Genomic DNA, 23,866 nt, shown 5'->3' on the forward strand with positions numbered 1-23,866 from the left:
CTTCGGGCTGCGCCCGAAGCCAGCGAACACCCGCGCTCCGCGCGGCTGTTCCGCTCCCGCTCCGCGTGAGCGGAAACCGGCTCGCTACGCTCCCCGCTCAACGAGCCTGCTGCGCAGTCTCGTTGACGCTCCCTCCGCTGCGCTTCGGGAGCAACACACCCCGCAGTGCGGGGTGTGGCCGACCTTCGGTCGGCTGGTGGCCTCCGCTGCGCTCCAGCCACCCGTGACGCTCCGCGCCACCAGGCATGCCACGCTCCGCGCGGCCCAAATTACGGGCCTGACGGCCCGAGCTGGCGGCAGGAACAGTGTGGGCGGGAATGGTAACTGCCCGTCAGAGTGGCAGACCGTCCAGGAGCCAGACCTGCTGTGCAAGGGCCACCCTCATGTGCTTCAAAAACTGATGCGGATAGATCCTGGAAAAGACCACGACTCCCGGAACGGGATCTCCGCACCGCTGACACCGGACAAGTGGAGCCGCGTGTCACCGGCCGGCGCCCGGAACCGTGGCAGCCAACCGTAGAGAACAGGCCCGCGGAGACCGTGTCTGATACCTCCCACACGGATGAACCGAAACCACACACAAACCGACACCCAGGCCAGCTTCCTGAGACAACGCCAGATCCACCCCAGGCTACTGAAGACCCGACAGAGCGCTTCTTGGACAGGGTTAGAGCGGCCTGTCCGTTCGAGGGCTGTGAGGGTGTGGGCGGTGAGCCGAGCCCAGTTGCGGAAGTTGCCGTGCGCTGCGTGGCGGTCAGTGTAGGCGATTGTGAGAGGGCGCTCGTTCGTCGCATGTAGAGGGCGTAGCCCCCGCAAGCCTCTGACCTGCGGAAATATGCGCGCAATAGGCATCCTGCGATGCCCATATCGGCATCCTAGGATGCCGATACATGTCCTCCGTGATCATGTCGTGTTTGGTAATCGAAGGAACCGAGGGGTTCCTTCGATTACCAAACACGACATGATGTAAGTGGTAATCTACAGGTCGTCAGAAAGCAGGCCAAAGAACAGCGCAGGTCGGGGGACGTACGTGTCAGAGCAGGGACGCGGCCGACACGGCCGGAAGCTGGTGAACACCGCGACCGGCGAAATCCATGAGTTATGGGAGATCCGTGAGGAAGACGACCCTCGCCGCTCCTACGCCTTCGGCGGCCGGCACGGGCAGTTCAGCTTCGCCCGCATCATGGCCATGCTGGCCAAGGACTCCGGGATCACCGGTGACGATTTCCGCGTCTTTTTCTACTGCGGGATCATGACGTACGAAGAAGGTGGCGCGACCGCGAAGGAGGCCGCAGAGTTCCTCGGACTGACCCCGCAAGCCACCCGGAGGATCACCAAGAAGCTCGCCGAGCACAAGATGCTCCTCGTAGCCGAGATCATCGGCCGGACCATCAAATACCGGGCCAGCCCTCACATCATCTCCGCCCTCTCCGGACGGCAACAGTCCGAGCAAGCCGCCGCCTTCCACCTGCCGACCCTGCCAGGACGCTCCGGATCAGCGACGAAGGGCCGAACCAATGACACGTCAAGACCCGTACCCCGAACTCACCGCCCTGCAGGAACGGACGAGAGAACTGCCGCACCTGAAACAGAACATACTGATGACGTACGCGATCCTGGGCGGCCTGGAGCACGCCGTCGAACGCACCGCGGCTGAGCTGGCCGAACGCATAGGGGTTCCCGCCCCTCACTTCTCACGCGCCCGCGGAGAACTGACCGAAGACGAATGGCTGGAGCACACACACAGCCAAGGCCAGGTGAAGTTCTTCCGCCTCGGCAAAAAAGCCACTGGACGAGCAGTCGTAGTACCACTACGAAACCGAACAATCACCTGAAACGCGCGTCTCACCCGACAGCCTGCCCAACCACCGCCGCCTCTGTGCGGCATGCAGCTGTGCTCGGCCGGAGAGCACGGGGCCGACGAGGTCTATCCCAACGCCGAGGAACCGCGCGGAGACGAGCAAAGAGCACGGTTTCTGCGCGGCGGTGGTGCGTCGCGGTACGCCACAGCCTCACGGGCGTGTCTCCAGCAGGGCCCACACGCGCTTGCCCCAGGGAGAGATGCCACCGAGGACGTCACAACCCCAGCGCAGGGCGCACGCGTCGACCAGGAGGAGCCCTCGGCCGGCGGTCTCGTCCGGGCCCGGGATCCGCAGCGCGGGCAGGCGGCGCGGGGCACGGTCAACAACGGCGACATACACGCGGCCAGCATCGGGCCGGTCCACTCTGATCCGCAGCGCAGACCCCGCCGCATGCCGCACAGCGTTCGCGACGAGTTCAGCGACGACGAGTTCGGCCGTGTCGACATCGCGGCGGTCCACGCCCCACGCTGACAGTGCCACCCGGACCAGGCGCCGGGCCTCCTCGCCGCTCTGGGGGACTCGCTCACGTACGAGGGTGTAACCGGGGTAGCCGCGACTGCGGGGCCTCGCTGCTGTACGGGTCACCACTGGTCCCCGTCCGCGCAGTCCGCGGGCCGGTCATCTCCTGCGCTGAGCTGCTGGTACATGGCCAGCAGAGCGCGGCAGTGCGTGGCCAGGTCCAACAGGCCGGATGTGTCCGCAGGGTGGGGAGCGCCGGTGCGTACGGCGGAGAGGGTACGGCGGGCGTGGGTGAGAACGTGCAGGCCGGTGCGCCACCATTCGCCGCGCGCACGATACACGAGGCTGCGGACTTCGGGAAGCAGCAGCTGCACGTGCCCGACCAGCAACGCAGCCACGTCCCGTTCGTGTCCGGACAGGCGGGGAGCCCACAAGACCGCTTCGCAGGTGCGGCGGATCATGTCGGTATCAACCGCGGCGGATTGTGCGTCATCGACGACGAGTTCGTGCGCGGCGCGCCGTGTCGCGGTCGTCTCCTCGGACGCTCTGATCATGGTGGTGGGCCTCTTCGACATCGATGGGTGCCCGGCCCGCGCCCTCGGGGGCTGCGGAACGAGCCGGGCCGTCAGCCTGGTCGGACTCGGTCCCCGAACGGCTGGTAATCACTCAACGCCTGTGCGCGACTACGGAATAGGGAGGAAGCTGGAGTAACGGTTGAACTGGTTGAACGCACTCGGGGGTGCATCGATGGCACGTCGACCGCGAACACCGAACACAGCTCTTGCCGCCCTCATGCAGGCTGAGGGCGTCGGAAACGCACAGCTTGCGCGCCGGGTGAACGCTGTCGGCCGTGAACTGGGGCTCCAACTGCACTACGACAAGACGACCGTGTCCCACTGGCTCGCCGGGTCCACCCCAAAGTCCGAGGCGCGCGCTGCGATCGCCGAGGCACTGTCGCGGCTGGTCGACCGGCCCGTAACGTGCGCTGAGCTGGGCTGGGACACCAAGGGCGAGACCGGTGCAGAACCAGCTGACGGCCGCGATGTGGTGGCGGGAGTGATCGACCTGAGCCGAGCAGACATGGACCCCTCACGCCGAGGCATGCTCCAGACCGGGCTGTACGCCGCCGCCCTGGCCGTGCCCCGGTTCGAGGACGTCGCCGGACGGACGGAGGCAGCGAAGGCTGGACGGACCGTGCGCATCGGCGCCGCTGACGTCGAGACGGTCAGGCTCATGACCGACAAGGTGGCCGACATCCTTGATCAGGTCGGTGCAGGGCACGCCCGCCCGATGGCCGCAGCGTGGCTGGCGAACACCGCCGGACCCTACTTGCAGGCGGGCGGCACGGACCGGGCCCAACGCGACATGCGCGCCGCCGTCGCCGACTTCGTGTATCTGGTCGGCTGGATGGCCATGTACGAGAACCAACAGGGCCTCGGTCAGCAGTACTACCTGCGGGCCCTCGATCTCGCGGGCGCCGCCGAGGACCACGTGACCTACTGCCGCACCCTGCGCGGCATGTCGTTGCAGGCCACACACCTCGGGCATGGGCAGAAGGGTCTCGACCTGGCCGACGCCGCTGCCGAAGCCGCCCCGGCGGCCGGCCCCCGCTTGGTGGCGTTCCTGCGCGGGCAGCAAGCTGCCGCCTCTGCCATGGTCCCCGGCGACCGACGTACCGCTCTTGCCCGACTCCGCGAAGCCGAGGCCGCACTGTCCCGCGCCGACGACCGCCGAGACGCCGTAGGCGGCTACGACCGGGCCGCCCTCCTGTTCCACGAGGGACAAGTTCGGTGGTCAACCGGTGACCGCGCCGGCTCCATCGCGGCGCTGCGCCGCTCGAACCAGGCCCGGTCGCCGCTGGAGCGGCAGGGACGACTTCACTGCCTCGGGGTGATCGCAGAACGGCAGATGACCATGCGCCACGTTGAGGCCGCCTGCGAGACGTGGGGCGAATTCCTCGATGCTTACGCAGGCTTGTCATCAGCCCGGGGCGACCAACACCTGAAGACACTCCTCAAGTCTCTGTCTCCCCACCGCGGACTCGCCGCCGTCCGGGACCTGGAAGAGCGTGCGCGGCAGGTAGCCAAACTCAAAGCAGCCTAGAAGCACCCTGTACGGCCCTGCCGGCGCCGATCTGCATTCCCGATATCGGGACACTTACCAAGAAAGGCTGATCGGCGCCTACAGGTACTCAGCAGGTTCGAATCCTGCCCTCTCCGCACAAGCCCCCGTCATGGGGTGAGATCCAGGACGCGGACCGGCTCGGCGGTGGTGCCACACGTGCTCCGGCCGCGTGCTGGTGGGCCCGTACTGACGTCAAGTCCACGGAGATGGCCCAGTCGATGTCACCGACTGCGTCGGCCTCGGCCTGGAACCGCTGGAGCAGGAGTTCCCAAGTGCCATCTGCCGACCAGCGGCGATGCCGCTCGTGCACCGTCTTCCACGGCCCACAACACTCCGGCAGGTCACTCCACAGCACACCCGTCCTGATCCGGTAAAGAATCCCGTTGATCACCTGCCGCAACGCCCGTTACTCACCCGCAGAAGCAGCCGAAGCCGCTTCCACTGATCGTCCGTCACATCACCTCTGTCTTCCGCAGTCCCATCAACAACTGGACTGATCGTCGGGGGGCTGTCCAGCCCCTGACGACGCTCGGCTCTGACCGCTGAATACGGTAGAGCGGCCCGGTCGAGTGAGAGGACGCGATGACGTGGATGTGTATGAGGCCGTGGACAGTCGCCGGGCTGTGCGGGCGTTCAGTGATGAGCCGGTACCCAAGGAGATACTCGAACGAGTGCTGGCTGCTGCGACGCGGGCTCCGTCGAGCGGGAACCTCCAGCCGTGGCATGTGTTTGTGGTCACCGGCGAGCCCTTGGCCGAACTGAAGAGGCGCGCGACCGCCAGGGCACTGGCGGGAGACCCGGGGGACGAGCGGGAGTACCCGATGTACCCGGCCGAACTGAACTCGCCGTATCTGGACCGCTTTTCCGCCGCGGCCGCCCAGCGGTACAGAGCGCTGGGAATCGAGCGCGACGACCCCGACAGACCCAAGAAGATCGCCGCCTTGAACTCGGAAGCGTTCGGGGCACCGGTCGTGCTGTTCTGCTACCTCGACCGGACCATGGGGCCCGGACAGTGGGGGGACGCGGGCATGTACTTGCAGACGGTCATGTTGTTGCTGAGGGCGGAAGGGCTGCACAGCTGCCCCCAGGTGATGTGGACCATGTACCGCAAGACCGTCAGCCGGGCAGTGGGTGCCGACGACGGGCTCGTGCTGTTCTGCGGCGTCTCAGCGGGATTCGAGAAGGAAGACGCACCACGGCTGCGTACCGGGCGGGCAGACATGCGAGAAACAGTGAGCTTCATCGGAATGTGACCGCTAAGCAGTCAAGATCCCCAGTCCAGGCCCTACGGCCTGGACTCGAGCATGTGTGACGTTCTGCTTCTTCAGAGGCTGCGGGCGGTGATGTCGCCGTGGGAGGTCGTGGCGCGGATGTCGAGATCGGCGGTGCCGTCGTTCTTGAGGGCGTTGCTGATACGGCCGTAGCTGGTGCCGGCGTCCAGGGCGGCCGAGACGCCGGCGGCTGCGGTGACCGCGATGTCGCCGGAGGAGGTGCGCAGCACGACCGTGCCGCCCATGGCCTCGGCGATGCGGATGTCGCCCCTCGCGGTGCTGATCTGTGCGGGGCCGCCCAGCCGGCCGACCTCAACGTCGCCGTCGGTCGCGGTGAGGCGCAGGCTCGCGACCTCGTCCAGCTTGATCTGGCGGTACGCGCCGTCGAAGACGACGTCGCCGAGACGGCCGGCGGTCCGCAGTTCGGCACTGACCGTCTTGGCCTCGATACGGGAACCCGCGGGCAGCTTCACCGTCACCTCGACGGATCCGGAAGGGCCGAGGTACTCGTTCTTCGCCGCGCTCTCGATCCGCAGGACCCCGTCGGCGTAGTTCACCGTGGTCTGTTCCGCCGCCTTCACGTCACGGCTCTTCGAAGGGTTCGCCGGCAGGACCTCGACGGTGGTGTCGGCCCGGTCCGCGGCGATGAACTGGACCCGTCCCGCGGGGATCTCCAGGACGGCCAAGACGGGGGCGGGGGTGTCGAACTTCTGCATGATGCTCTCCTCTACGCTTTCGGCCCACTGTTTTCTGATACTGGAAACGCTACGTTGCTTTCCAGTTCAGTGCAACATGTTCTTTGCTTAGAAACAGTATTTGTGCAGGTAGATGGGCAATAATCATTGCAACGGTCTCTTGATTAACGCAACGAAATGGGCAGTGATCGTTGCAATACAATGACGATGAACGCTATCGTGGAAGCGCCAGGGAACGCCGGGCGCCACCACAGGACACCCATGGAGCACGAAAGGGGCTGCGATGCCGGGAGGCAGACTCACCCAGCAAGAACGCCAGCAGATCGCTGCCGGACTGGCCGACGGCCTCCCCTACGCCGAAATCGCCCGCCGTCTCGAGCGTCCGACCTCCACGATCACGCGTGAGGTGACGCGGAACGGCGGCCCCACCGGCTACCGCGCCGACCTGGCCCACCGCGCCACCCAGCAGCGCACCCACCGGCGCAAACCCGCCGCGCCCCAGGGGCCGCAGGCGCTTCCCCAAGCCCACGGACGCGATCCCGAAGCCGTACGCGACTACCAGGAAACCCTCACCAGCGTCCTCATGGCCTCAGGCGTGCCCAGGATGATGGCCCGGGTGCTGGGCTGCCTCTACACCACCGACACCGGCAGCCTCACCGCCTCCGAACTCGCCCAGCGCCTCCAGGTCAGCCCCGCCTCCGTCTCCAAGGCGATCACCTATCTCGAAAGCCTGGACCTCGTCCGCCGCGAACGCGACGAACGCCGCCGCGAACGCTACGTCGTCGACGACGACCTCTGGTACCAGTCCATGATCCGCAGCGCCCGCGCCAACGACCAGTTCATCGAGACCGCACGGCAGGGCGTCGCCGTCCTCGGCCGCGGCACCCCGGCCGCCAACCGCCTCGAAAACGCCGCCCGCTTCCTCGACTTCGTCGGCGAAGCACTCATCCGCGCCGCGGAACAAGGCCGCGAAGTCCTCTACACCAGAACCAAAAGCGCCCCGGACTGACCGGGAGAGTCCTGAGTGAAGGAGCCCCTACACGGACGGGGCGGGGAGTGCTCTCACGTCATTTCCTCGTATAGGTGACGATGCTGACACCGGAGTCGAAGCCGCGGCGTGCGGTCGGCAGAAAGCCGGTCGGGGCGAACGGGCCGTCGAACAGCGGGATTCCGGAGCCGATGACGACCGGATTGTGCTTGATGATCAGCTCGTCGATCTCGTCACGGAGCGCCGCGGCCAGCTTGCCGCCGCCTGCCAGCCAGATGCCCATACCGTCCTGTTGCTTCAGGTTGCGCACCAGTTCGGCCGGGTCGTCGGCGACGATCTCCACCTCCGGGTCGGCGGAGACCAGAGTGCGCGAGACGACGTACTGCCTCAGGTGGGCGTAGGGGCTGCTGATACCTGCTTTCAGGGCCGGCTCGTAGGTGCCGCGCCCCATGATCACGGTGTCGAAGTGCCGGTGCGGGGTGGCGGTCAGCCCGAGCGGCCCGCGAACGTGCACCGGCATGGTCTCGGGATACTCGGCGAGAATCGCCTCCCGAACCTCCCCCTCGAAGGGCAGGAAGTCGTAACTGCCGTCCGGGCCGGCGATGTAGCCGTCGAGGCTGGCAGCAACGTAGTAGGTGAGCTTACGCATCCGGTCTCTCTTCCTATGCGCCCATTGATGTACTGTGCTTGAAGTGGTTTGAATGTAGTACTGCACTTGCAGTGGCGTCAATGTGTTTTCTCAGGAGCTGCCCATGCGTCAGAACCCGGCCCGCCGCACCGCCTTGCTCGACGCCGCCATCGAGGTCCTCGCCCGCGAGGGCTCCCGTGGCCTGACCCTGCGCGCCGTCGACAAGGAGGCATCCGTGCCCACCGGCACGGCGTCCAACTACTTCGCCAACCGCGCCGACATGCTGGCCCAGGTCATGGGACGCACCCGCGAACGCCTGACACCCGATCCGGCCGAGCTCGCCGACACGATGAACGCCGAGCCGTCACACGAACTCGTCAAGACCCTGATGCTGCAGCTCGTCGACCGCATGCGCCGCGACCGCAGCAGCCACCTGGCCATGCTCGAACTGCGCCTGGAGGCCGCCCGGCGGCCCGAACTCCACGCGGAACTGACGCGGTTCCTCACCGCCGAGCTGGACACCAACATCGACTTCCACCTGGGGCGCGGCTTGCCCGGCGACCGCACCGGGGTGGTTCTGCTCTACCTGGCCATGCTCGGACTGATCGTCGATGACCTGACCGTCCCCGAACTTCTCACGGCACACCGGCTCGACACACTGATCGACACCATGGTCACGCGCCTCCTGCCTACGGAGCCGTTTCCGTCCACGTGACCGGCAGTTCGTGGACACCGTAGATATTCATGTCGGTCCTGAGCTTCACCTCGCCGGCGGGGACGGCGAGCTTGAGGGTCGGGAAGCGCCGCAGCAGGCCGGCGAAACCGGCGCGCATCTCGATGCGGGCCAGTTGCCGGCCGAGACATTGGTGGACGCCGTGGCCGAAGGTCAGGTGCCCTCGGGCCTTGCGGCGGATGTCCAGGGTGTCGGGGTTGTCGAAGCGCCCGGGGTCACGGTTGGCGGCCAGCAGTGAGACCACGACGGTCGACCCCTTGCCGATGGTTTCACCGCCGAGTTCGACGCACGAGGCGGCGTACTCCGACGTGGTGTCGTGGTACGCCGCCTTCGGGTGGAACGAGTTGGCGGGGTGGCCCGCGCTGTCACGGCGGTTACTTCGGGTCGCTGTTGAACTTCGAGGCGGACCAGAAGTAGCCGAGCACCGCGAGGCCGACGCACCAGGCGACGGCGAGCCAGCCGTTGTTGCCGATGTGGGTGCCGAGGAGGAGTCCGCGGAGGGTCTCGATGGCGGGCGTGAACGGCTGGTACTCGGCGATCGGCTGGAACCAGCCCGGCATGGAGTGCAGGGGGACGAAGGCGCTGGAGAGCAGGGGCAGCAGGATCAGCGGCATGGCGTTGTTGCTGGCGGCCTCGGCGTTGGGGCTGACCAGGCCCATCCCGACCGCGATCCAGGTGAGCGCCAGGGCGAACAGGACGATCAGCCCGAATGCCGCGAGCCAGTCCAGGGCGGTGGCGTCGGTGGAGCGGAAGCCGATAGCCACGCCGACGGCGCCGACGAGGACCACACTCATGACCGACTGCAGGACGCTGCCGATGACGTGTCCGATGAGCACGGAGCCGCGGTGGATGGCCATGGTGCGGAAGCGGGCGATGATGCCCTCGCTCATGTCGGTGGAGACGGACACGGCGGTGCCGATCGTGGTGGAGCCGATCGTCATCAACAGCAGGCCCGGCACGATGTAGGCGATGTAGTCGGAGCGGTGGGCACCGCCGCCGAGGCCCGCGCTCATCGCGTTGCCGAAGATGTAGACGAAGAGCAGCAGCAGTATCACGGGGGTGAGCAGCAGGTTCAGGGTGAGGGACGGGTAGCGGCGCGCGTGCAGGAGGTTGCGGCGCAGCATGGTGGTCGAGTCGCGTACGGCGAGGGAGAGGGAGCTCATCGCTGGGTCTCCTTGGGCTGGCTCGGCCGGCTCGGCTGGGCGGGCACGTCGGGGGTGTCGGTGAGGGCGAAGAACACGTCGTCGAGGTCGGGGGTGTGCACGGTCAGCTCGTCGGCCTCGATGTCGGCCGAGTCCAGCCAGTCGAGGATGGAGCGCAGCTCGCGCTGGCTGCCGTCGCTGGGTATGCGCAGCGAGAGGGATTCGTCGTCGCGGGTGGCCTCGCGCAGCGCGGAGGCGGCGGACTGGTACGCGGCCGGATCGGTGAAGCGGAGGCGTACGTGTCCGCCGGGGATGAGCCGCTTCAGTTCGTCGGCGGTGCCTTCGGCGGCGATCTTTCCGTTGTTCAGGACGGCGATGCGGTCGGCGAGTTCGTCGGCCTCTTCCAGGTACTGGGTGGTGAGGAAGACGGTGACACCGCCCGTGACCAGCTCGCGGATGATCTGCCACATGGTGTGGCGGGAGCGGGGGTCCAGGCCGGTGGTCGGCTCGTCGAGGAAGATGATCCGCGGGTTGCCGACCAGGGTCATGGCGATGTCCAGGCGGCGCTTCATGCCACCGGAGTAGGTGGAGGCGGGCTTCTTCGCCGCTTCCACCAGGTCGAACCGCTCCAGCAGCTCGGCGGCCACCCGCCGGCCCTCGCGCTTGGACAGGTGGTGCAGGTCCGCCATGAGGAGCATGTTCTCCTCACCGGTGATCAAGCCGTCGACGGCGGAGAACTGCCCGGTGACACCGATCGCGGCACGCACGGCCTGCGGGTCGACGGCGAGGTCGTGACCCGCGACCTGGACCTGCCCGCCGTCGGCGGTGACGAGCGTGGACAGGATCTTCACCGCGGTGGTCTTGCCGGCGCCGTTCGGGCCGAGCAGGGAGAAGATCGTTCCTTCCGGGACGGCCAGGTCGATGCCGTCGAGCACGGTCTTGTCGCCGTACGACTTGCGCAGCCCTGTGGCAAAGACGGCGGCGGGCACCTGCGGGCCGCCTCGCCTGGACGTGGGCATGACAGATGTGGGCATGGAGCCCTCCTGTTCGAAGGGTGAGGTGACGGGGTGAGGCGACTGGGATGAGGTGACTGGGGTGAGTGGACGAGTTCGCGGGGCCGGCGCTCAGGCCCGGGCGCGGCGGACGTCGATGTTGCCGTGGCGGGTGCGGGCGCGGATCTTGACGGTGTCCTCGGTCTTCTCCGGGGTCTCGGACGCGGTGAGCGAGTTACGCACCTGGCCGGAGCCCGAGTTGACGTCGAGCCAGGCGGCGGTGCCCTCACGGACGCCGACCTCGATGGCGCCGTAGGCGGTCTCCAACTGGACGGTGCCGCAGGAGACTTCGCCCACGCGCAGGGTGCCGTGGGCGGTGGTGGCGGTGACCGAGTCCTCGGCGCGCGCGATGTCGATGTCGCCGTTGGCACCGCTCACCCGCAGCTCGCCGGTCGCGGCGCCGACGGTCGTGGTGCCGTGCGAGTTCTTCAGGACGGCGGGGCCGTCGAGGAGGCCGACGCGCAGGCTGCCGGAGCTGGTGGTGATCTCGGCCATGCCCTCGACGCGGTCCACGGTGATCGATCCGTGCGATGCCTTCAGGTGCAGCGGGCCGGTGGTGTCGAGTCGGACGTCGCCGGACGAGGTCTTCACACGGACCTCGCCGAACCGGCCCTCGCCGAGCACCTGGGCCCAGGCACCGGTCACGTCGATGCGCGAGCCCACGGGCAGCTCGACCGTCACGTCGACGACGCCGGTGCGGCCGAACAGATTGGACTTGGGCGTCCTGATGGTCAGTGCGCCGCCCGCGTAGTCGACCTCGGTCTGCTCGGCCGCCCGCACGTCCAGGTCCTTCTTCGGGTCGCGGGGCTGCACCTCGACGACCGTGTCGAGGCGGTCGCCCGCGAGGAACTGGATGGAACCGGCCTCCACGCGCGCCGTGGCCGAGATCGCTTCGGGGGTGTCGAAAGAAGGCATGGCTGTCCCGTCCTCTTGAGTCTTTGGGTCGTCCCCGCTGGTGGGACGTGGTCTGGGTGAAGTGAGGCGGGCGGGGGCGCGGCTAGCGCACCCAGCCCGTGAAGCTCTGTCCGACGGCCTGGGTCCTCTCCGGCGTACGCGGCCGGGTGCCGCCCTCGACCGCAGCCGACACGGCCCGCACCAGCCATGTGTTGACCGACAGGCCCTCGCGGCTCGCCGCCTCTTCGGCGCGCGCCTTGAGGTGGGCCGGCAGACGCAGATTGACGCGGGCGGTGCCGCCCTCGCCGCCGTCGGCCGGGGCCGGGGTCCTGTACGGCTCGACGGGCGCGGCCGGTTCCGCGATGGCACCGCTGTCGGTGGGCGGCGGTGTCACCACGAAGTCGGGGTCCAGCCCGCGCAGCCGTACGTCGACCGAACCGGGCGCGAGCTCGCGGGTGATCTCATCCATCGCGGCGGAGAGCACATTGAGCATGGTCAGCCGGGTCGCCGACTCCAGAGGAGCGGTGAGCCGCTCGGCGAGCTCGCGGGCGTCTTCCCCGCCGGCCTCGGCGGCCACCGCAAGTTCGCGGCGGAGGGTGTCGACATACGGGGTGAGGTCCATGGCGCCATCATTGCACCACGATGGCGCCACATGCAAGCCCGAGTGGCACCTCTTAGGGGCGAGCTCGGGGATCAGGCGTCTCACCTGCGGAGACGCGAAGAAGGTGACCCGAGTCAGCGTGGCGTCATGCGCGCTCGTGCGCTGATGGAAGCGCGGAATGGTACCGACTGGCACCGCATGACGCCATGCGGTGCCATGCGGTGCCATGCGGCGCCATGGTGGCGCGGGTTCGCCGTGAGTTCCTGGCTGACGGTGAGCGGCGTGACGTCGGACGGGAGCCCGGCTTCCTGGCGTCAGATCCGCCAGGAACGGATGCGGTCGGCCGCGTCGTACCTGTCGGCGCGGACAGCTGGACGAGACCGACAGCGCCCGCCTCGCCCTGCAGGTCGGCGACATCACCGTCAGCGCCGCCCACGGCGACATCACCGCCCGCAGCCTGTAGTCAGCCGTGTGTGCGCCCGCCAGGCAGGCAGCTATTACGCCGTAATAGGGGCCGGGCTTATTACGGCGTAATAGCTGCCGACGCGCCTCGGCATGTTGCCAGGCAGCGTCAAGCCCCGGAGTCGGACCCCTCGAGGGTCCACGCAGGTTCGGATCCTGCCCTCCCCGCAACGCGAGAGCGCAGCAATATGGCCTCGGCCGCCGTGATGGCGGTCGAGGCCGTACGCGTACATGGCCGTAGCCGCTGTCCTTGCGTCAGGGTGAAGCGGAAACGGACCGGGGAGCTTGGCTCATGTACGTCACGTCAATGAGGTGCGCTCCCCGGGACGTCAGGTCGCCCGACGCAGGGGGACGACGACGTTCTCACCCAGTCGCTTGGGGTCGAGACGGTAGTACTTGATGTGCCCGATCCGCTCGGTCTCCTCCAGCCAGCCGGCCTCGATGACCTGCTTGCGGGTGCGGGAGAAGACGGGAGGGGCCATGCCCACGAGCTTGGCCAGGTTGGCCGCGGTCTCGAGGACGGCGCCGGACCGGTCGGTCGGGTGCAGGGCGTACAGCATGACGACGAGACGCTGGTTGGCGCTCATGCCCGCTGTCTTCTCAAGCAGTTCGAGGTTCTTCTGCTTGTCGTCGCTGCTGATCACTGGACCTCCCACCGTGCAGGAACATTGTCATCGAATCCGGGGATGTCCGGCGGGTTGCAGGTCTTCACCGCTTCGCGCTGCTCGATCCCTGTGCCGTGGAAGGCGATGTACGGGCTGATCCGGTAGAAGTTGTAGTTGCCGATGCGTCCACGGATGACCAGGATGCGGTGTTTGGCCAGCTTCCTATTGATCTTTCCGACCGCGTCGGTGGACATTCCCACTCGTTTGGCGATGTCCGCTCCGGTGGCCCGCAGCGGTTCCATGCCCTCGGGAGAGACCCCGATCCACCACAGAACGAGGAACTTCTGACTGGGCGTGAACGCCTTGGACTCGGTGATCGCCTCGACTCGTGCCTTGTCGACCTGTGTGTGCCGGCCGGAGAAGGCATACGGCGCATAGGGGACCGGCTCGCCGGTGTCGGCGTCGACCAGTCTGCGTACTGCTCCCAACGGGCCCTCCGTGGAAGGGGGGTGATTGGTGGTTCATGAGGGACGGCTCTGGGGCCGACCAGATGAACTTAACGTACATGAGCATGAAGTCAATCAGCTCCGCCTGTCGGCCGTGTCGCCTGCCGTCCCGTCAGGGCCTCGCTGTGCGGTCGCGGCCGCCTCGGGCACCGGCTCATGTACGCCACGTCAATCTGGTGCGGTTGGAGGATCGTGGTACCCGGTTTCTGCAGTCGGGGTGGCGGTTCTCTCGGTCGCTGTCCCGGTCCGGTCGGTCGTGGTGTGAGGTTGCCAGGACCGGGTGGTACGTCCGAGGGATCCGGGCACCCCGATCCGTGGATCGTTCTGCACGGTCCGTGGAACTGCCAGCCAGTTCCCACGATCTTGGTTGTTCGATGCGTTTCTGCAGGTCAGAGCCGTATTGGCGGCTGCGCTCTCTTCCCTTGGCAATCGGTGGTCGGCCCGCCCGCGCAGCCCCCCGAAGGGGCCGAGGGCTATTACGGCGTAATAGGAAGCAGCGACTCGCGCCGAACGGCGGCACACCCGACTGACCCCAGCCCGCGAACACGTCCGCCCGGTCCGGCCCTCGGCTCGACACGGGACCGAGCCCCGCTCGAGGCTCGCCCGGCAACGAGTCCTGGCGCGCACGAGCCCGTCGCTTCCCGGCGCGCACGGCTCGAGCCACGACGAAACGGGTTCGCGCCGGGAAGTGGCGGGGCAGCGGGGTCCAGGGGCCGGCGAAGGCCCCTGGTACCACGCGGCCCAGCCCACCTGCGTGAACGACCGGGACTGTGATGACGGCGGGTGCCGGTGGGAGGGTGGTGACCCGCGCCCATGAGCGGGCGAAGCGGGAGGAGAGTTCTGCGCCTGAGCTATTACGGCGTAATAGCTCAGGGCCGCGAGTGTCGTCTGGCGTTGCGTCAGAGCGCTTCAACTAACGTGTCGATGCTTCCAAAGATCTTGGACGTTAGTAAGGTGTCGTCTATGAGTTCGCCAGCCACGTCCAGCGACCGCGAGAAGGTCGTCTCCAAACTGCCGGGATGGCTCCGGCAGAACCTCAAAGTCAGAGCCGCCCAGCACGGCATCGAGATCCAGGCGGCTGTCGAGCAGGGCATCCGCGACTGGTGCACGCTCGCCTCCACTCCCCCGGCCATCGACACCTCACGCGCCGACTCGTTCTCCACGTTCCTGCCGCCCGGCCAGTGGGACGAGTTCCGCCAAGTCGCCGCGGAACGGCGTGTCTCGCTCATCCAGGGCCTGGCACAGTCGGTCCAACTGTGGCTCGACGCCAATCCCGCGCCGCACGTGGAGCGGCCCGAGATCACCCGTCGCATCATCGTGTGCAACCAGAAGGGCGGTGTCGGCAAGACGGCGATCACGGCGGGCCTCGGCGAAGCACTTGCCGAGGATGCCGACAGCCTGCATGCCGTCAGGGTGGCCAAGGCTCTCGCCGAGGCTCTGCGTGCGAGCGACACCGAGTCCGACGACGTGCCCGGCGGCGATGACCCGCTGAGCGTGGAGAGCCTGCCGGGACTCGGGCTGCGGGTCCTGCTGGTCGACTTCGACCCGCAGTGCCACCTCACCAACCAGCTCGGGGCAGCGCCCCTGCCCATGAACGGCGACAGCCTGACCAACCACATGGCGGGCGACCCCAAGGGCGACCTTCGCGACCTCATCGTCTCCGTCGACGACGAGACCTTCGGCGGCCGGCTCCATCTGCTGCCCGCCTGCAACGACGCCTTCCTGCTCGATGTCCGGCTCTCCGCCGTACGCGCCAGGGAAGCGGCACTCGAACGTGCCCTTGCCCCGCTCGAGGCCGACTACGACGTCATCCTCGTCGACTGCCCGCCCAGCCTCGGTCTGAGCATGGACGCCGCCGCGTACTACGGCCGCCGGCGCGACGGCGAGAAGCTCGGTCAGTCGGGCGCGCTGATCGTCGTGCAGGCCGAGGACAGCTCGGCGGACGCCTACGAGCTGCTCACCACTCAGATCGACGACCTGCGCGGCGACTTGCAGGTCGACATCGACTACCTCGGCATCGTCGTCAACCTCTACGACTCGCGCCGCGGCTTCATCGCAACCTCCTCACTCCAGGGGTGGGTCGACATAAAGGATCCGCGGGTCGTCGGGCTCATCGGCGATCTCAAAGAGCAGAAGGAAGCGGTCCGGATGAAGCGGCCCCTGCTGTCCTACGCCCCCAAGTCGCAGCAGGCGATCGGGATGCGCGCGCTGGCCCGGGAGATCGTATGAGCAAGGCCGACCAGCTGGGATCCGGGCGCTTCGGCGGGGGAGTGCGCCCCGTGAGCGCGCGTCGCCAGGCCGTGGCCGCCGCCACCGGGGTCCCCACCGAGGGCGTCGCCCCGCCCACCGAGCTTCCGCCGCACCGCATCAGCCTCAACCCCGACAACCCCCGCTCCCGTCTCGGTGACCTCACCGATCTGGCGGGCAGCCTGAAGACGCACGGCCAGAAGCAGGCGATCACGGTGATGAACCGCGATGCCTACATCAAGGTCAACCCCGAGCGTGAAGCCGACCTCGAACCCGACACCACCCACGTGGTCATCGACGGCAGCAGCCGCCTCGCCGCTGCCCGCGAGGCGAAACTGCCCGCCGTCAAGGTGATGGTCAGCGACGACCAGGGCACCAACTCCGAGGAACTCCTCGAGTCCGCCCTCGTCGCCAACATCCACCGCAGCGACCTGGGGGAGCTCGACGAGGCCCGGGCCCTGCGGCGGCTGCTGGCCATCCACGGCAGCCAGACCGCGCTGTCCAAGCGGCTCCACCGTTCCCAGGGCTGGGTGTCGCAGCGCCTGGCGCTGCTCAATCTGACTCCCGAACTGCAGCGCCGTATCGGTGACGAGCCCATCGATCTGCTGCGTGCGGTGGCCAACAAGCCGGCCGCGGAGCAGGAGGCGGCGCTCCGGGAACTCAAGGACGAGCGGGCCCGGAAGGAGGAGGACAAGCGCGGCCGGAAGACGGCGGGCGAGAGCGAGGCACCGGCAGTCACCGCCCGGCAGCAGCCGGAGGAGCCGGAGGGCTATTACGGCGTAATAGGGGGCGGCGAGCCGAGCGCGCCTGCGGTGACCGGTCAGGTGGAACGGACCGGTGCTACCGGATCGGGCCGGCAGGCCGGGACGGCCGACGGCTATTACGGCGTAATAGGGGATGCCGAGCCGGATGCGGCGGCCTCGGGGGCCTCAGCGGCCTCGGATGTCTCGGGTGTCTCGGGTGTCTCGTCGGCACCGACCGCCGGTGACGCAGAGGTGCAGCAGCCCGTGCCGGAGCCGCGGACGGAGGCGTCCGTCACCAGCCCGCAGGCGGATGCCTCGACCGGCGCTCATCCGCGCCGGGTGCCGTACAACGAGCCCGGGATCCTCGCCATGCTCCTGGACCGGAACATCGACAGCGACGACATCTTCTTCGACCTGCTCCGGTTCCTGGGCAAGAAGGGGCTGGAGCGGAATCCTGCCCGGCTGGCCGAGCTGGCGCGGTCCCTCGCCGAGCAGGCCGCCGTACCGGGCGACTGATCTCCACGTCGACCAGCGGATGGGCCGGCTCCCTCGGGGGCCGGCCCGTCCGCTGACGTCGTCCACCGCTATTACGCCGTAATAGCTCGGCCCCGCCGCCCACCCCTATTACGGCGTAATAGGTCGACCGCCGCGAGCCGCAGCGGCGCTACAGGGAGATGTCGATCTGATCGACGTCGGTGAACTCCACGTCCAGGCCCTGGGCTCGGGTGTTGTCGGCCCGGAAGTACATCTCTCCCAGGCCCTCCGCCGCGATCTGCAGAAGCTGGTCCTCGGTGGCTCCGGCGTCCCGGGCCGCGAAGAGCCGCTCGGCCCAGCGGGGCGGCAGAGCTTGGGTGATGTCGCGGATGCGGGCGTCGTCGGTGGTGCCCGGGGCGGCGGTGAAGCCGAATCTGGCCCGGGTGGCGAAGACCAGGCCGTCGGTGCTGACGGCCTTCTGCTTGGCCCGCGCCCGGACCTGCGGCTGCCAGCGGTGGCGCACCTCGCGCTCCAGGCGGGCGGCGAGCTCCGGACGGGGGTGTTTCAACTGGCCGGTCACATAGCGTTCCACGGTGCGCTGGGAGATGCCGAGCAGTTCGGCAACCCGCCTGGTGCCCTTGAGCTGCTTGACGAGGTATCGCATCCGGGCCGGGGCGCTCTTGGGGATGGGGCGGGTGAACGCCTGCTCCAGCGCGCGGTCCAGGCTGTCCCCTACCGAGTCCATGGCCGGCTACTCCCCTTCGGCGGCGGTGCCGTCGTTCTTGATGTGGTTGGCGATGTTGAACACACCGCCGTGCTCCTCGAACTGTTCCTCCGCCCACAGCACGGTCTGTGTGCCCTGGTGCTTGATCATGCCGGGGCTCACGCCCAGCCGGAACGTGCCCGGCACGGGCTTGCCTTCAGGGGTGTACGGCAGGAAGTCCAGCGGGCTGGGGCCGGGGGAGGGGTAGACGAGGGCGTCGGTGCCGATGGCCACGGGATAGAGGCCGGTGGCGGCCGCCGTCTTCATGATCTTGCGGTGCATGCTGACCCGGACCGTCGCCAGGACGGCCGCCCGGATGTCGGGGCGCCAGGTCGGGCGGGCGAGCGCCGGCCACGGCTCGTAGTACGGCACCTGGCCCCGGTTGCGCTGGCGCAGTTTGCCGATGCCGCCCTTGGCCGTCGCCTTGATGGCCTTGAGCACCAGGGCCAGCGTCGGATCGGCGTGCCGGGAGCGGGCCATGGCGTGCAGGAACTCCTCACCGTCCATGGCGGTGCTCACCCCGAGGTCGGCCATGGTGGCGATGTAGGCGTCGCGCAGCCGCTTGTACCAGGGGTCCAGATAGCGGCCGGTCCGGGTGCGGACGTAGGCCTCGATCGGTGTGACCTCGAAGCCGAGTTCCCGCGCGTACGCCACGGTCGGCGTGGCGTACCAGGCCGGGCCCTCCGGCCGGTCGCCCCTCGGCGTGAACGGCGACGGGAGCCGGTCGGCGTCCAGGGTGCGGCCGCCCACTTCCACCCGGGAGAGGTCGACGTGGGAGAGGTCCACCAGCCACGAGCCGGGCAGCGAGGGGTCGAAGCTCGGGTTGCCGGTGAGGTGGGTCGGTCCGTTCAGCCCGACGGTGAGACCGTTGGCGGCCGCCGCGAACGCCATGTTGACGTCGATGGCGACGAGGTACGGCTGCATGCACTCGTCGTCGGTGAGCTCCCGGCACCAGTCGTACGGTTCCTCCAGCAGCATCTCGGCCGGGGTCCGCTGGTGGTGGCGGGCGAACCTGCCCTTGAGCAGCGGGTGCTCGTCCGGGACCTCGCACTCGACGACGTCGTACACCTCGGTGAGGGCGTCGGCGTTGAAAGCCTGCTTGAACTCTCCGGTCTCCGGGTCCTTCTCCGCTCGGGTCGGCGGGCGCAGCGCTGTCATCAGCTCCAGGCCGGTGACCGCCGTGGTGCCGCGCGGGGTCATCACCCGTTCCGCGTAGGTGCCGAGGAACCGTGCGAGGTCGGCGGCCGGCATGCCCGGCAGGCGGGGGTCGTTCTTGTCATCCCACTCCTCCACGGGCAACGCGCCCCAGGACGGGATGCACAGCTGTACGCAGCGGCGGCGGGCGCCCTCGGGGTCGCGGTAGAGGCGCGCCCACGGTCCGAAGCCGAGCTGGGTCAGCTGCAGTTCTGCCTTCTTGACCTGCTTGACGACTCTGTGAGTGTCCTTCAGCCGTCCGGCGCGCCGTTCCTCCGGGGAGAGGGTGACGGGCAGGCCGTAGCGCTCCAGGGCGGCGGGGGTGAGGACCAGGACGGGGTCGGCGTCACGGCCGTGCCGGTGCAGCCGGGCCTGGCCGAGCCTGGCTTCGGTCAGGGTCCAGTCCACCAGGGCCGGGATGCTCTTGGCGGGTACGTCGAGGACCAGGCCGCCCACGCAGTAGGCCACCACCTGCTCGCCCTCGAGGTCGACGACGGCGAGGGGGCCGTTCTCGAAGCGGGGAGCCGTGGCCTCGGCCGTGGTCCCGGAGGGGGCCGGTGTCCCGGGGGGCTTCCTCGGTGCGGTCTTCGGCCGGGGGGCGGCCGGGGGCCGTGCTCCGGCCGGCCGGGGTTTCTCGGGCGCGACCTCGGGCTGTGGTTCCGGCTGGAGGGGAACGGAGGTTGCGGGCTCCGGGAGGGGAGGGGCCGGGGGTGGGGGAGTGGTGGACGTCTCCTGGGGCGGGAGGGCCGGGGCCGGGAAACGTTCGGCCAGCTTTTCCAGGAAGCGGGCGTAGGCGGCCCGTTGGGGCGGGCGGGGCTCGTTCCTGCCCGACTCCCAGCTCGCGACCGTCTCCCGGCGGGTCGCCAGTGCGGCCGCGACCTGGGTCTGGCTCAGCCCTGCGGCCTCGCGCAGGCGCCTGCGCTCGGCGGGCGACGGCAGGTCGTTCTGGGCGACTTCCTCGAGCAGCGCGTCGACCGCGCTGAACAGCTCGTCCTGAGTGGGCACGGAGCTCACCTCCAGCTCACACCCTATCCCCGCCGCTCTCTGGATCGCCCACCGAATCGCTTGCGGATCGCACACGACTGTCAGCGGGGGAGGGGCTGAACCCGCAGGGACCGAGGGATCAGGGACTGAAGGTGCAGGGCCCGGAGGGGCTTGGGTCCCTGGAGCGTTTTGCCTGGTCAGAGAGGTTTCGTGGCGCCATTCAGGGACTGTAGGGACTCAACTCCGCCATTATGACGTGAACTCAGAGGGGGTTCGTACGCGCGTGCGCATGCACGAAAACCACAAGATCAATAAAGCTAGTTCAGCTCATAACTGGGCACTTTCAGTCCCTTCAGTCCCTGCCGGGGGTGAGAAGGCCGCGCTGACCTGGGTTTTTCCTGGAAGGGACTCAAGGGTCCGAAGGGACTCTGGCAAGGGGCGGTCTTCAGTCCCTGGTCCGTGGGGCGACCTCGCGCTGGCGCTTCGCTCGAACTTGGCTCGAAAGTCCCTTCGGTCACTCAGAAAATGCGATAAACCGGCTTCTTCTGAGGAGTCCGTGGGTCGTCGCGCCTCCCGCAGGGACTCAAGGGACCGAACAGTCCGATACGACGGCACACGGGAGGGAGCTACGCCGCCCTGGGGCGGGGCGGCCCTACACTCTGTGCGAAAGACGGTCCCTTCGGTCCCTCAAAACGCCTCACGCCCCTGCCTCGCCTGGTGTTTTGCCCCCGTGCAGGGACCGAGAACGACAGCGACGAGGACGATCCACGTGCCGTGCCCGGGTGAGACCCACGCGCCTGCCCCGCAGGCCAGGCAGGCGACACCGCATGCCGTGGCCCGCTGGTGTGCCCTGCAGGGCTGGCCGGTGCATCCGCTCGCACCGGGGCGCAAGACGCCTGCCGCGAACTGTCCGGCCTGCAGGGACCGGAGCCATGACCCGCGGTCGTGCCCGTGCCCGGCCGAGGGCCGGGCCTGCCATGGCTTTCATGCCGCGACGACCGATCAGGAGCGCATCGACGCCTGGTGGGGGCGGAGTCCTGCGGCCGGTGTCGGCGTCGCCTGCGGCCCCGCGGGGCTCGTCGTCATCGATGTCGATGCCCATCCGGCCCCGGTGCCGGACCGCAGCCGGCTGCTGCCCGGCATTCCCATCCACGAGACCGTCGATCTGGCCGGTCTCGCCTCGGGTTTCGACACGCTGGCGCTGCTGGCGGCCTTCCGCGGGCAGCCCGACCCGGCCCGGGACGAGGGCACACTGCGGGTGCGGACCCCGTCGGGCGGCCTGCACATCTGGTACCGGGCCTGCGCGCCCGGCACGCGGTTTCGCTGCTCGACGGGGTCCAGTCCGAAGGTGGCGATGGCCTGGCAGGTCGACGTGCGGGCGCACGGCGGGTACATCGTCGCGCCCAGCACACGTACCGCTCAGGGCACGTACGAGGTGGAGGGTCCCGCCCGGACGCCGGCGCCGCTGCCCGCCTGGCTGCACGCCGAGTTGGTGCGCACCGGGCATCTGATCGCTCCCGCTCCGCCGCAGCCGCCCGCCGGAAGTGGTGCCACCCGCCGCAGGGGTCGCGGCGCGCCCGCCCGGCGGGTGCTCGCACCGTTGGTGGAGGAGGTCGTGCACTGCGGAACCGCGCCGGAGGGCACCGGGTTCACCGAGAAACTCAACCGGGCCGCCTACACGGCCGGTGGGCTCGTGGCCGCCGGGCACCTGGAGCACGCGGAGATACGCGAGGAGTTGCTGGCCGCGGCACACCGGGCGCGTCCCCGGCAGGAACGCCGTAACGAGAAGATCATCGATGACGGGCTCGCCGCAGGGGGCGCGCGCCCATTCCACCTCGAAGGACGTACATGAGCAGCGCCGAGAGCACGCCGCGGTTCGATCCCCAGGCTGCCGCTCAGCAGATGCTCGAGCTGCAGGAGAACGAGCCGGTCACCGCCGTCCTGCCCGCGCAGGTCGCCCCGCCCCAGGTCTTCTCGCCGCCGGACAGCGCGCGGCAGGAGCCGGTGCTGCTGCCGCCGCACTTGAGCGACCGCGGCAACGCCCGGCTGTTCGTGCAGCTGTACCGTGACCGGTTCCGGCATGTCGAGGGGCTGGGGTGGTTCGCCTGGGACGGCTACCGCTGGAAGCGCACGGGCGGCGAGAAGGCGGCCCTGTGGGCGGCGGGGGAGATGGCCGAGGACCTGCCGGACACCGACCCGCTCGGGCGGTACGGCGACCGTGAACTGGCCACCCACAAACGGCGGACGCTGTCCACGACGGGCATAAAAGCGCTGCTCACCCAGGCGAAGGCCGCCCCGGATCTGTCGGTCGATCCCGACACCCTGGACGGGGACCCGTACACGCTGTGCACTCCGGCCGGTGTGGTCGATCTGCGCACCGGTCAGCTGAACAAGCCCGATCCGCGACGGGACTTCCACTCCCGTGCCACCAGTGTCGCGCCGCAGCGGATGCCCACTCCCCGGTGGGAACGCTTCCTGGCCGACACCTTCGGCGACGACGCCGAGGGCCGGGAGACGATCGGCTTCCTGCACCTGCTGCTGGGTTACTCCATCACCGGCGACGTCGGCGCCCAGGTCCTGCCCTTCCTGCACGGCGAGGGCAAGAACGGCAAGTCCGTGCTGCTCGACACCATGATCCAGATCCTGGGGGACTACGCGGACGCCGCGCCCCCGGGCTTTCTGATGGACCGTGGTGCCTTCTCCGAGCACTCCACCGAACTGACGGAACTGCACGGCCGGCGCCTGGTGGTGTGCAGCGAGCTGAAGCCCAACGACAAGTTCGACGAGGCCCGTGTGCGGCTCCTGACCGGTGGCGACAAGATCAAGGCCAGGCGGATGCGGCAGGACTACTTCTCGTTCACGCCCACCCACCATCTGTGGCTGCTGGGCAACCACCGGCCCGAGGTGTCGACGGGCGGGTTCGCGTTCTGGCGGCGCATCCGGCTGATCCCGTTCACCCGGATCGTGCCCGCCGAGCGGCGCATCGACAACCTCGCCTTCGAGCTGGTCCGTGACGAGGGCCCCGGCATCCTCAACTGGCTCGTCGAGGGCGCACGCCACTACCTGGCCACCCGGGATCCACTCGACGGGCCCGACCGGGTGCGGGTGGCGACCACGGAGTACGCGCAGACCGAGGACCACATCGGGCGTTTCCTGAGCGAATGCTGCATCCGGGAGACCGCCAGCCCGGCCGAGCTGCGGGTGGAGCAGGGCCTGCTCTTCAGCGCCTACCAGGGGTGGTGCACCGCGGGCGAGGGCATCCGGCCGGCCAGTCCGCGGGCCTTCGCCACACGTGTCCGGCAGGAACTCGGCCTCACCTCTCCCGCCGCCATGATCAAGTCCAACGGCCGCAAGTACTACCCGGGGATCGCCCTCACGGGGTCCGAATGAGCGCCCCGTCCCGCCCGCAGGCCGTAGAGCCCCGTCCGCGGGCCGTACG

At 68.8% G+C, this 23,866-nt stretch carries 21 protein-coding genes and 2 pseudogenes; 9 read left to right on the forward strand and 14 right to left on the reverse strand.

Translation table 11 applies throughout. From position 1 onward, the window contains the following. The first annotated feature begins 1,069 nt into the window (after window positions 1–1,069). Window positions 1,070–1,657: a helix-turn-helix domain-containing protein gene (locus ABT288_RS29845; RefSeq protein ID WP_351614111.1), complete on the forward strand. Its 588-nt coding sequence runs from the start codon at window positions 1,070–1,072 to the stop codon at window positions 1,655–1,657. A 355-nt stretch (window positions 1,658–2,012) separates the two neighbouring features. On the opposite strand, the gene ABT288_RS29850 is transcribed toward ABT288_RS29845, so the two are convergent. Both ABT288_RS29850 and ABT288_RS29855 read right to left on the reverse strand, forming a co-directional pair. After that, window positions 2,013–2,447, reverse strand: a complete 435-nt coding sequence (locus ABT288_RS29850) for an ATP-binding protein (RefSeq protein ID WP_351614114.1) — start codon at window positions 2,445–2,447, stop codon at window positions 2,013–2,015. Then, window positions 2,444–2,875, reverse strand: a complete 432-nt coding sequence (locus ABT288_RS29855) for a DUF6415 family natural product biosynthesis protein (RefSeq protein ID WP_351614117.1) — start codon at window positions 2,873–2,875, stop codon at window positions 2,444–2,446. The genes ABT288_RS29850 and ABT288_RS29855 overlap by 4 nt, the downstream gene beginning before the upstream one ends. 193 nt (window positions 2,876–3,068) lie before the next feature. Between ABT288_RS29855 and ABT288_RS29860 the strand changes: the two genes are divergently transcribed. Continuing rightward, a complete protein-coding gene (locus tag ABT288_RS29860; RefSeq protein ID WP_351614120.1) occupies window positions 3,069–4,424 on the forward strand; it encodes an NsdA family TPR-like regulatory protein in 1,356 nt (451 codons plus the stop codon). 163 nt (window positions 4,425–4,587) lie between these two features. Here ABT288_RS29860 and ABT288_RS29865 read toward each other — a convergent pair. Further along, window positions 4,588–4,901, reverse strand: a pseudogene (locus tag ABT288_RS29865) (transposase); the annotation flags it as partial. A gap of 131 nt (window positions 4,902–5,032) precedes the next feature. Here ABT288_RS29865 and ABT288_RS29870 point away from each other — a divergent pair. Then, complete coding sequence (locus ABT288_RS29870; protein WP_351614123.1) at window positions 5,033–5,698, forward strand: nitroreductase; 666 nt, start codon at window positions 5,033–5,035, stop codon at window positions 5,696–5,698. A 71-nt stretch (window positions 5,699–5,769) separates the two neighbouring features. Here ABT288_RS29870 and ABT288_RS29875 read toward each other — a convergent pair whose 3' ends face one another. Further along, window positions 5,770–6,432 carry a DUF4097 family beta strand repeat-containing protein gene (locus tag ABT288_RS29875; protein WP_351614125.1) on the reverse strand — a complete coding sequence of 221 codons (663 nt, stop codon included), beginning with the start codon at window positions 6,430–6,432 and terminating at the stop codon, window positions 5,770–5,772. A 262-nt stretch (window positions 6,433–6,694) separates the two neighbouring features. Between ABT288_RS29875 and ABT288_RS50315 the strand changes: the two genes are divergently transcribed. Beyond that, on the forward strand, window positions 6,695–7,420 hold the full coding sequence (locus ABT288_RS50315) for a GbsR/MarR family transcriptional regulator (RefSeq protein WP_450863529.1): 726 nt from the start codon (window positions 6,695–6,697) through the stop codon (window positions 7,418–7,420). A 58-nt stretch (window positions 7,421–7,478) separates the two neighbouring features. Here the strand turns inward: ABT288_RS50315 and ABT288_RS29890 are convergent, their stop codons facing one another. Then, the gene (locus ABT288_RS29890; RefSeq protein WP_351614128.1) at window positions 7,479–8,048 is read right to left on the reverse strand and encodes a dihydrofolate reductase family protein; all 570 of its coding nucleotides are present in this window, start codon (window positions 8,046–8,048) and stop codon (window positions 7,479–7,481) included. Between the two features lie 103 nt (window positions 8,049–8,151). On the opposite strand from ABT288_RS29890, the gene ABT288_RS29895 reads away from it, so the two are divergent. Next, window positions 8,152–8,742, forward strand: a complete 591-nt coding sequence (locus tag ABT288_RS29895) for a TetR/AcrR family transcriptional regulator (RefSeq protein WP_351614131.1) — start codon at window positions 8,152–8,154, stop codon at window positions 8,740–8,742. On the opposite strand, the pseudogene ABT288_RS29900 reads toward ABT288_RS29895, so the two are convergent. The 7 genes and pseudogenes from ABT288_RS29900 to ABT288_RS29930 form a co-directional block, all read right to left on the reverse strand. Continuing rightward, window positions 8,717–9,052, reverse strand: a pseudogene (locus ABT288_RS29900) (cytochrome P450); the annotation flags it as partial. The gene ABT288_RS29895 and the pseudogene ABT288_RS29900 sit on opposite strands and share 26 nt — an antisense overlap. An 82-nt stretch (window positions 9,053–9,134) precedes the next feature. Beyond that, the gene (locus ABT288_RS29905) at window positions 9,135–9,923 is read right to left on the reverse strand and encodes an ABC transporter permease (RefSeq protein WP_351614134.1); all 789 of its coding nucleotides are present in this window, start codon (window positions 9,921–9,923) and stop codon (window positions 9,135–9,137) included. Beyond that, window positions 9,920–10,936, reverse strand: coding sequence for an ATP-binding cassette domain-containing protein (locus tag ABT288_RS29910; protein WP_351614136.1), 1,017 nt, complete (start codon window positions 10,934–10,936; stop codon window positions 9,920–9,922). The genes ABT288_RS29905 and ABT288_RS29910 overlap by 4 nt, the downstream gene beginning before the upstream one ends. Window positions 10,937–11,026: 90 nt before the next feature. Beyond that, a complete protein-coding gene (locus tag ABT288_RS29915) occupies window positions 11,027–11,869 on the reverse strand; it encodes a DUF4097 family beta strand repeat-containing protein (RefSeq protein ID WP_351614139.1) in 843 nt (280 codons plus the stop codon). A gap of 82 nt (window positions 11,870–11,951) precedes the next feature. After that, window positions 11,952–12,470 carry a hypothetical protein gene (locus tag ABT288_RS29920; protein WP_351614141.1) on the reverse strand — a complete coding sequence of 173 codons (519 nt, stop codon included), beginning with the start codon at window positions 12,468–12,470 and terminating at the stop codon, window positions 11,952–11,954. 770 nt (window positions 12,471–13,240) lie between these two features. Then, window positions 13,241–13,552, reverse strand: coding sequence for a cyclic nucleotide-binding domain-containing protein (locus tag ABT288_RS29925; RefSeq protein ID WP_351614218.1), 312 nt, complete (start codon window positions 13,550–13,552; stop codon window positions 13,241–13,243). After that, window positions 13,552–14,004, reverse strand: a complete 453-nt coding sequence (locus ABT288_RS29930; RefSeq protein ID WP_228626272.1) for a MarR family transcriptional regulator — start codon at window positions 14,002–14,004, stop codon at window positions 13,552–13,554. Before ABT288_RS29930 ends, ABT288_RS29925 begins: the two co-directional genes overlap by 1 nt. A 981-nt stretch (window positions 14,005–14,985) precedes the next feature. Here ABT288_RS29930 and ABT288_RS29935 point away from each other — a divergent pair. Beyond that, window positions 14,986–16,251 carry a ParA family protein gene (locus ABT288_RS29935; protein ID WP_351614144.1) on the forward strand — a complete coding sequence of 422 codons (1,266 nt, stop codon included), beginning with the start codon at window positions 14,986–14,988 and terminating at the stop codon, window positions 16,249–16,251. 50 nt (window positions 16,252–16,301) lie between these two features. Further along, window positions 16,302–17,528: a ParB/RepB/Spo0J family partition protein gene (locus ABT288_RS29940; RefSeq protein ID WP_502972858.1), complete on the forward strand. Its 1,227-nt coding sequence runs from the start codon at window positions 16,302–16,304 to the stop codon at window positions 17,526–17,528. Between the two features lie 148 nt (window positions 17,529–17,676). Here ABT288_RS29940 and tpg read toward each other — a convergent pair whose 3' ends face one another. Both tpg and tap read right to left on the reverse strand, forming a co-directional pair. After that, on the reverse strand, window positions 17,677–18,231 hold the full coding sequence (tpg, locus tag ABT288_RS29945) for a telomere-protecting terminal protein Tpg (RefSeq protein ID WP_351614150.1): 555 nt from the start codon (window positions 18,229–18,231) through the stop codon (window positions 17,677–17,679). Window positions 18,232–18,237: 6 nt separating this feature from the next. After that, complete coding sequence (gene tap, locus ABT288_RS29950) at window positions 18,238–20,448, reverse strand: telomere-associated protein Tap (RefSeq protein ID WP_351614152.1); 2,211 nt, start codon at window positions 20,446–20,448, stop codon at window positions 18,238–18,240. 811 nt (window positions 20,449–21,259) lie between these two features. On the opposite strand from tap, the gene ABT288_RS29955 reads away from it, so the two are divergent. Together ABT288_RS29955 and ABT288_RS29960 are read left to right on the forward strand one after the other, a co-directional pair. Further along, on the forward strand, window positions 21,260–22,279 hold the full coding sequence (locus tag ABT288_RS29955; RefSeq protein ID WP_351614155.1) for a bifunctional DNA primase/polymerase: 1,020 nt from the start codon (window positions 21,260–21,262) through the stop codon (window positions 22,277–22,279). Then, window positions 22,276–23,817 carry a DNA primase family protein gene (locus tag ABT288_RS29960; protein ID WP_351614158.1) on the forward strand — a complete coding sequence of 514 codons (1,542 nt, stop codon included), beginning with the start codon at window positions 22,276–22,278 and terminating at the stop codon, window positions 23,815–23,817. The genes ABT288_RS29955 and ABT288_RS29960 overlap by 4 nt, the downstream gene beginning before the upstream one ends. Window positions 23,818–23,866 lie beyond the last annotated feature (49 nt).

Source organism: Streptomyces sp. NPDC001093 (genome assembly GCF_040298985.1).
In the GTDB taxonomy this organism is placed as follows: domain Bacteria; phylum Actinomycetota; class Actinomycetes; order Streptomycetales; family Streptomycetaceae; genus Streptomyces.